Below are 6,990 nucleotides of genomic sequence, written 5' to 3'. Positions count from 1 at the left end.
GTCGAGATGCCCTGGGTACTCGCCGTCGCCGCCGGGGACCCGCTCGCCGGCCGGTCCCACGTCGACCCGGCCGACCTCCAGGACGCCCGGCTCATCGGGCTGCCGCAGAACTCGGTCTCGCGCTCCCAGCTCGACGCCTGGCTCGCCCGGTCGGGCATCCGGCCGGTCTTCGACACCAGCGTCGCGGACTGGGACACCGCGATCCTGCTCGCCGAACTGGGCCTCGGCCAGGCCGTCGTGCCCGCCCTCCCGGAGTGGCAGGGACCCGGCCACCCGGGCCTGCGGCTGATCCCCCTGCCCGCGCTGCCCGTCCTCACCGCCGGCTGGGCCGTCCGCCGCTGGGACACCCTCTCCCCGCTGGCCCGCGCCTTCGCGGACACCGTCGCGGAGCACTGCGGGGCGTAGGGGACGCCCGGGGGCTTCAGCCGAAGGACGGCCAGCGTTCGGCGGCCCACTCGCGCCAGGTCGGCCAGCCCGGCGGGACGGCGGCGGGCCCGGGGGCCGACAGCTCGGCCGCGTCGGGCTCCTCGAAGTGGGCGCGGCCGAGCCGGATGTCGGCCTCCGTCATCGGGAACGTCTCGTCGGGGGCGGTCGCCCAGCGGTGGGCGATCCGGGCGCGCTGGGTCGCGTCGTCCACGGGGAGGTAGACCATGTGGAAGCGCGCCGCCTCGGCCTCGGCGAGCCAGCGGATCGCGGAGCGTTCGTCGCGGGACCAGCAGCCGTAGTCCACCACCACGTCGGTGCCCAGCCGGAGCGCCTCCAGGGCGAGCCAGAGCATCCGGCCTTCCAGGACGTCGCGCTTGCCGTCCGCCTCCGCCAGGCCGAACAGCGGGATCATCCAGTCGTCCGGCGTCAGGCGCAGCGCGCCGTGCTCGTCGGCGAGCTGCCGGGCGCGCGTGGTCTTGCCGGCCCCGGGCAGGCCGACCATCAGGTACAGCGTGGTCACCCTGCGATGGTGCCGGGGCTGTCCGGGCCCGGACAAACGCTTTTCGGGGGACGTTCACAGCGGAGACGTTTCACGGCAGGAACGCCCCCACCGCCGCCCGCGTCAGCGTCCGGAAGCGCTGCTCGCCGAGGGCGCCGGGGAAGTGCCCGCCGCGCTCCAGGCTGATCACGCCGTGCGCCGCCGCCCACAGCGTGTCCGTCACCTCGTCCACGTCGGCGTCCGCCCGCAGCACGCCCGCCGCGACGCACGCCCGCGCCGCCTCGCGCAGCACGTCGAGGCTCGCGGCGGCGGCCGTCCTGCACTCCTCGTCCGGGACGAAGCCGGGCACGCCCTCGCCGTGCATCACGCCGTAGAAGTTGGGCTCCTCCAGGGCGTTGGCCCGGTAGGCGCGCCCGAGGGCGGCCAGGTGCCCGGCCGGGTCGTCGCCCCGGGGCACCGCGTCCAGGCGGCGGCGCAGCCGGGCGAAGCCCTCCAGGTACAGCTCCCGCGTGATGCCGTCCTTGGCCCCGAAGTGGCGGTACAGGACGGTGGTCGAGCAGTCGGCGGCGGCAGCGACGCGGCGCATGCTCAGCGCGGCCGGGCCCTCGGCGGCGAGCAGGCCGGCGGCGACGTCCAGCAGGGCGGTGCGCAGCGCGGCCTCGCCGTGGGCCTGGGCCCGGGCGAAGGCGCCGGTGGGTGATTTGGCGGGCATGCGGACGATTCTCCCGGACCGGCTAACCGCGCTCGGCGACGGGTGCGGGCACGGGTGCGGGCGCGGCGACGGGTACGGGTGCCGGTACGGCTGCAGGTGCGGGGACGGGTGCGGGCTCGGCGCGGTCCGGCAGGGGGCGGTAGATCGGCACGCCCGCCTCCTCCAGCGCGGCCCGGCGGGCGAAGTACTCGTCGCCCATCGGGTCCACGCCGAGGAGCGGCATCGCGCTGCGCCACGTCGTGACGTCCTCCGGGGCGAGGTCGGCGGCCGTCGCGAAGTGGCGTCCGGCGGCGTCCGGGTGGCCGTGGCGCAGGAGCCACAGGGCGAGGGCGGCCTCGGTGCGGGCGTGCTGGCGCCCGGCGGTGCTCGGTTCGGTGAGTGCGGCGACGGTGTCGGCGTCGACGCCCGGGTCGCCGGTGACCACCCAGCGGCGCAGCGCGGCGAGCGTCTTCCCGGAGTCGAGGCCGCTCATCGAGCGGAAAAGGTCGGTCGCGAACTGGGTGTCGCTCGGGCGGGCGATGCGGCCGTCCTCGTCGATCCAGACCGCGGTGGGGACGTTGAGCAGCTGGTAGAGGTCGGCGACGCGGCCGTCGACGTCGATCAGCGCGGGGTGGGTGGGCGCGGCCTCGGCGATCCAGGGCGCCGCGTCCTCCGGGCGGCGGTCGACGGCGACGCTCAGCACCGAGAAGCCGTCGGCGGCGAGGTCGGCGTGCAGCTGCTCCCACGCGGGGAGGTCGTAGCGGCAGCCGCACCAGGAGGCCCAGAAGACCAGCGCGACCTTCCGTCCGCGCAGGTCGCTCAGCGCGTGCCGGACGCCGTGGACGTCCGGGAGCTCGAAGTCGGGTGCCTCGCCGCTCGCCAGGGCGGCGGAGCGGTCGGCGGCGCAGGCGCCGAGGGCGAGGACGCCGGCGGCGGGCTCGGCGGCCACCGGGCGGCCGAGCAGCGCGGCGAAGGCGGTGACGTCGAGGCGGCCGGCGTCCTCGATCCGGGCGACGGCCGCCGCTGGGACGCAGACGTCGCCGCGGCACCAGCCCTGGGGCTTGCGGGTGAAGCCCAGCGCGCGTTCGACGTCGGCGTGGGTGAGCCAGGCGTGAGGGTCGGTGCCGCCGGTCAGGACGGCCCTGACGCGGGTCTCGGTGTGGTCATCCAGGATCGTCAGCTCGACGGTGCCGCTCATGGCACGCCTCCTCGACTCGAAATAACGCCGTTACTTGAGAATAACGTCGTTATTTCGGAGACGGCAACCCCTGTCGGTCACCGGTCGAGGAAGCGCTTCAGCCCGTCCCGCACCCCGTCCGTCGGCACCGTCGCGGCGAACCAGGCCGCCTCGACGGCCAGCCCCTCGTCGATCGGCAGGTTGATCCCGCGCGTGACGGCCCGCAGGCAGGCCGCGACCGCCGTCGGCGCGTGCCGGACGATCCGGTCGACCAAGTCCCGGGCCGAGTCCAGCAGTTCGTCCGCCGGGACGACCGAGTTGACGATCCCCAGCTCGGCCGCCCGCGCCGCCGGGACAGGGTCCCCGGTGAGGATCATCTCCAGGCCACGCTTGCGCCCGACGTGCCTCGGCAGCCGCTGCGAGCCGCCGAAGGGCGGCGGGAAGCCCAGGGTGATCTCCGGCTTGGCGAAGGTCGCGTGCTCGGCGGCGATCGCCAGCGGCGCCGCCTCGGTGATCTCGCAACCCCCGCCGTACGCGAGCCCGTTGACGGCGACGACGACCGGCTTCGGGAACTCCTCGATCCGCCGGGTCAGCGCGTGCCCGCGCCGGACGATCTCGCGCAGCGCCCGTTCCGTCCCGCCCGCGATGCTGCCGGCCAGCGACGGGATGTCGGCGCCCGCGCTGAAGGCGCGCGTCCCGGCGCCGGTCAGGATCACGGCCCGGACGCTGTCGTCGGCGTCGATCCGGTCGAGTTCGACGAGCAGCGCGTCGATCGTCGGGTAGTCGAGGGCGTTGAGCTTGGCCTCGCGGTCGATGGTGAGGGTCACGACGTGCTGGTCGCGTGCGACGCGGACGGTCATTGCGGCTGCTCCCTTGCGCCTGGATGCGGTCGGGACCGAGGCTAGGAAGCCCAGGGCAGGACAATCCACTCATTGTCCTGGATACACCGCTTGCCCTGGATACATCCGCCCCGCCGGAAGGACGACCCCTTGCGACCGCCCGCCTACAAGGCCGTCGTCGACGAGTACGCCGCCGCGATCCGCTCCGGCGCGCTCCCGCCCGGCACCCGCCTGCCCACCCACCGGGAGCTGGCCCGCGAGCGGCGCGTCGCCCTCGCCACCGCGACCCGCGTCTACGCCGAACTCGCCGCCGCCGGGCTCGTGGTGGGCGAACAGGGCCGCGGCACGTTCGTCCGCGTCCGCACCGGCTACGACGGCATCGAGCCCTCGCGCGCGCTCCCCGTGCCGCGCGTGGCCGACCTCTCGTTCAACCAGCCGCTCGCCCCCGGCCAGGGTGACGACCTCCGCCACGCCATGCGCGCCCTCGCCGCCTCCGGCGACGCCGAGGCCCTGCTGCGCCAGGACCCGCCCGGCGGCCACCGGCACGACCGGGCCGTCGTCGCCACCTACCTGCTGGACCGCGGTGTGGACACCGCCCCCGAGAACGTCCTCCTGACGAGCGGCGCCCAGCAAGCGCTGGACTGCGTGCTGCGCACCCTCACCCGCCCCGGCGACGTCCTCGCCGTCGACGCGCTCGGCTACCCGGGCATCAAACTGCTCGCCGCCGCCCACGGCCTCGACCTCGCGCCCGTCCCCGCCAGTCCGCCCAACTCGGCCACCCCGGCCGGCCCGGATCTCGACGCGCTCGACCGCCTGTGCCGGGCCCGCCGGGTCCGCGCCGTGTACGCGATCCCGACCGTCCACAACCCGCTCGGCTGGGTGCTCGACCGGCGGCAGCGCGAGCGGCTCACCGCCATCGCCGGCGCCCACGACTGCGTGATCGTCGAGGACGGCACGTACGCGTTCCTGGAGCCCGCGCCACCTCCCCCGCTGTACGCCCTCGCGCCCGAACGGACCTGCTACGTCGCCGGGTTGTCGAAGAACGTGGCCCCCGGCCTCCGGTTCGGCTTCGCCGCCCTGCCCAAGCACCTCGTACGGCCGGCCACCTCCGCGCTGCGCGCCGCCGCGTGGGGCTCCCCGGGGCTGGTCACCGCGCTCGCCACCGGCTGGATCACCGATGGCACGGTCGCCCGCCTGGAACGGCACCGCCGGGAGGACGCCGCGGCCCGCCAGGACATCGCCCGCACCGAACTGGCCGGGATGGACGTCACCGCGCACCCGTCGTCGTACGTCGTGTGGCTCGGCCTGGAGCCGCACCAACGCCCCGACCACGTCGCCGACTTGCTCGCCCGCGAGGGCATCCTGGTGTCCACCGCCGATGCCTTCGCCACCGGCCCGCACACACCGCACGCGCTCCGCCTCGCCCTGGCGAACCCGCCACGGCATGAACTCGCCGACGTACTAAGGCGGTTGCGCAAGGCAATCGAGTCCATCCCGCCAATGTGACCCTCCAGTCGACACCTTGGTCATCATCAGGGCGAGCAGTGCGTGCTGCAGCACTGGCCCTTCCCCGTGACGGCCCGGCTATCCCGCCGCCCGCACGGCCCGCCCGAAGCGGGTGGACCAGTCGTCGAGCCGCTCGACCAGTTCGGGCGGTTCGACGACCGTGAACTCCGCGCCGAGCGAACCGAGCGCCATGATCGGCCAGTTGAGGTCGTCGGCGCTCATCACGAGCCGGCAGCGCCCGGCGTCCACCTCCTCGACCTCGCCCCACCGGCCGATCCGCTCGCGCACGTCCCCGGCGGGCGCCGCCAGCACGGCCTCGACCCGGTACGGGCGGATGAGACCGTTGACGCCCGCCCGGACGAACTCGGCGGCGTCGGCGGCCGGCAGCTCGCGCGGAGCGAACCGTCCTCCGCCGCCCTCGGGCGCCGTGAGCCGGTCGAGCCGGAAGGTGCGCCAGTCCTGCCGGGTGAGGTCGTACGCCACCAGGTACCAGCGGCGCTCCAGGCACACCAGCCGGTGCGGCTCGACGTGCCGGTCCGCCCGCCGGCCGTCCGCGGACGTGTACGCGAAGCGCAGCCGCTCGCCGTCCCGGCAGGCCAGCGCCACCACCGTCAGCCCGTCCGGGTCGACCGCCGCCGGCCGGCCGCCCCAGTCCACCGGCACCGTCATCGACCGCAGCGCCTCCACCCGCCGCCGCAGCCGGGCCGGCATCACCTGCACCACCTTCGCCAGCACCCGCACCGAGGCCTCGGCGATCCCCTCCACCGGGCTCTCCGCCGCGGCCTGGAGGCCTACCGCCAGCGCCACCGCCTCTTCGTCGTCGATCACCAGCGGCGGCAGCGCCGCGCCCGCGGCGAGCTGGTAGCCGCCGTCGACCCCGCGCTGGGCCTCGACGGGGTAGCCGAGCTCACGCAGCCGGTCGATGTCGCGGCGCAGCGTGCGGGGGGAGACGCCAAGCCGCTCGGCGAGTTCCTCGCCGGGCCAGTAGCGGTGCGTCTGCAGGAGGGAGAGCAGTCGGAGGGTGCGGGTGCTGGTGTTCGCCATGGCTCCGATTCTGGCCGTAATTGAGGTCAGGAAGTGACCGCAATGGTCTCTAGTGTGGTTCTTGTCCGAGGGAGCAGGAAGAAACGCGGAAGGCTTTCACCATGACCACCACCTCCACCACCACCACCGCTGACACCACCACCGCCGTCACCACCACTGCTGACAGCACCGGCGAGCGCGCCGACCTCCTCGTGGCGCTGGCCAAGCAGCGGCACTTCCTGGCCTTCACGGCCCGCGACCTCACCGACGAGCAGGCCGGAGAGCGCACCACCGCCAGCGAGTTGTGCGTGGGCGGCCTGATCAAGCACGTGACGGTGGTCGAGAAGCTGTGGGCGACCTTCATCGTCGAGGGCCCGTCCGCGTTCCCCGACTTCTCCAGCTTCACCGAGGAGGACTACGCCCGCCGCGCAGACGAGTTCCGCATGCTCCCCGGCGAGACCCTCGCCGGCGTGCTCGCCGCCTACCGGGAAGTGGCCCGCCGCACCGACGAGTTGGTGGCGACCCTGCCCGACCTCGGCGCCGTCCAGCCGCTCCCGAAGGCGCCCTGGTTCCAGGACGACGCCTGGTCCGCCCGCCGCGTCCTCTTCCACGTCATCGCCGAGACCGCCCAGCACGCGGGCCACGCCGACATCATCCGCGAGGCCATCGACGGCGCGAAGAGCATGGGCTGACGGTCGGTCCACTTCGCCGGGGCGCCGCCGTGTTCCGCTGCGGCCCGGCTACGGGGGGACGGCGGTCAGGCCGGGGTGTTCCGGGAGGGAGGGAGGCCGCGGCGGCGGGTCAGGAATTCGGCGACGTCGACGGTGGG

At 74.9% G+C, this 6,990-nt stretch carries 7 protein-coding genes and 1 pseudogene; 3 read left to right on the top strand and 5 right to left on the bottom strand.

Annotated elements, in window-relative coordinates; genetic code table 11:
• Nucleotides 1-405, top strand: a 405-nt coding sequence (locus AB0O00_RS25405; protein ID WP_363655432.1) for a LysR family transcriptional regulator substrate-binding protein, incomplete at its 5' end; no start/stop codon positions are given.
• 16 nt (nucleotides 406-421) lie between these two features.
• Here AB0O00_RS25405 and AB0O00_RS25400 read toward each other — a convergent pair.
• The 4 genes and pseudogenes from AB0O00_RS25400 to AB0O00_RS25385 form a co-directional block, all read right to left on the bottom strand.
• Complete coding sequence (locus tag AB0O00_RS25400; protein ID WP_363655430.1) at nucleotides 422-946, bottom strand: ATP-binding protein; 525 nt, start codon at nucleotides 944-946, stop codon at nucleotides 422-424.
• A gap of 70 nt (nucleotides 947-1,016) precedes the next feature.
• The gene (locus tag AB0O00_RS25395; RefSeq protein WP_363655428.1) at nucleotides 1,017-1,637 is read right to left on the bottom strand and encodes a TetR/AcrR family transcriptional regulator; all 621 of its coding nucleotides are present in this window, start codon (nucleotides 1,635-1,637) and stop codon (nucleotides 1,017-1,019) included.
• Nucleotides 1,638-1,761: 124 nt separating this feature from the next.
• Nucleotides 1,762-2,814, bottom strand: a pseudogene (locus tag AB0O00_RS25390) (TlpA disulfide reductase family protein); the annotation flags it as partial.
• 77 nt (nucleotides 2,815-2,891) lie between these two features.
• Nucleotides 2,892-3,653, bottom strand: coding sequence for an enoyl-CoA hydratase-related protein (locus tag AB0O00_RS25385; protein WP_363655426.1), 762 nt, complete (start codon nucleotides 3,651-3,653; stop codon nucleotides 2,892-2,894).
• 129 nt (nucleotides 3,654-3,782) lie between these two features.
• Here AB0O00_RS25385 and AB0O00_RS25380 point away from each other — a divergent pair, with 129 nt between their 5' ends.
• Nucleotides 3,783-5,138, top strand: a complete 1,356-nt coding sequence (locus AB0O00_RS25380) for a PLP-dependent aminotransferase family protein (protein ID WP_363655424.1) — start codon at nucleotides 3,783-3,785, stop codon at nucleotides 5,136-5,138.
• A 78-nt stretch (nucleotides 5,139-5,216) separates the two neighbouring features.
• Here the strand turns inward: AB0O00_RS25380 and AB0O00_RS25375 are convergent, their stop codons facing one another.
• Complete coding sequence (locus tag AB0O00_RS25375; protein WP_363655422.1) at nucleotides 5,217-6,182, bottom strand: YafY family protein; 966 nt, start codon at nucleotides 6,180-6,182, stop codon at nucleotides 5,217-5,219.
• A 101-nt stretch (nucleotides 6,183-6,283) separates the two neighbouring features.
• Here AB0O00_RS25375 and AB0O00_RS25370 point away from each other — a divergent pair, with 101 nt between their 5' ends.
• Nucleotides 6,284-6,853: a DinB family protein gene (locus tag AB0O00_RS25370; RefSeq protein ID WP_363655420.1), complete on the top strand. Its 570-nt coding sequence runs from the start codon at nucleotides 6,284-6,286 to the stop codon at nucleotides 6,851-6,853.
• Nucleotides 6,854-6,990 lie beyond the last annotated feature (137 nt).

Source organism: Kitasatospora sp. NPDC093558 (assembly GCF_040683475.1).
Lineage (GTDB): Bacteria > Actinomycetota > Actinomycetes > Streptomycetales > Streptomycetaceae > Kitasatospora.
This window is presented reverse-complemented; position numbering and strand designations above follow the sequence as displayed.

Excerpts from the sequence above, each read along its gene's own strand:
- AB0O00_RS25375 (WP_363655422.1), bottom strand. The coding sequence starts at position 6,182 with ATGGCGAACACCAGCACCCGCACCCTCCGACTGCTCTCCCTCCTGCAG.
- AB0O00_RS25395 (WP_363655428.1), bottom strand. The coding sequence starts at position 1,637 with ATGCCCGCCAAATCACCCACCGGCGCCTTCGCCCGGGCCCAGGCCCAC.
- AB0O00_RS25370 (WP_363655420.1), top strand. The coding sequence starts at position 6,284 with ATGACCACCACCTCCACCACCACCACCGCTGACACCACCACCGCCGTC.
- AB0O00_RS25385 (WP_363655426.1), bottom strand. The coding sequence starts at position 3,653 with ATGACCGTCCGCGTCGCACGCGACCAGCACGTCGTGACCCTCACCATC.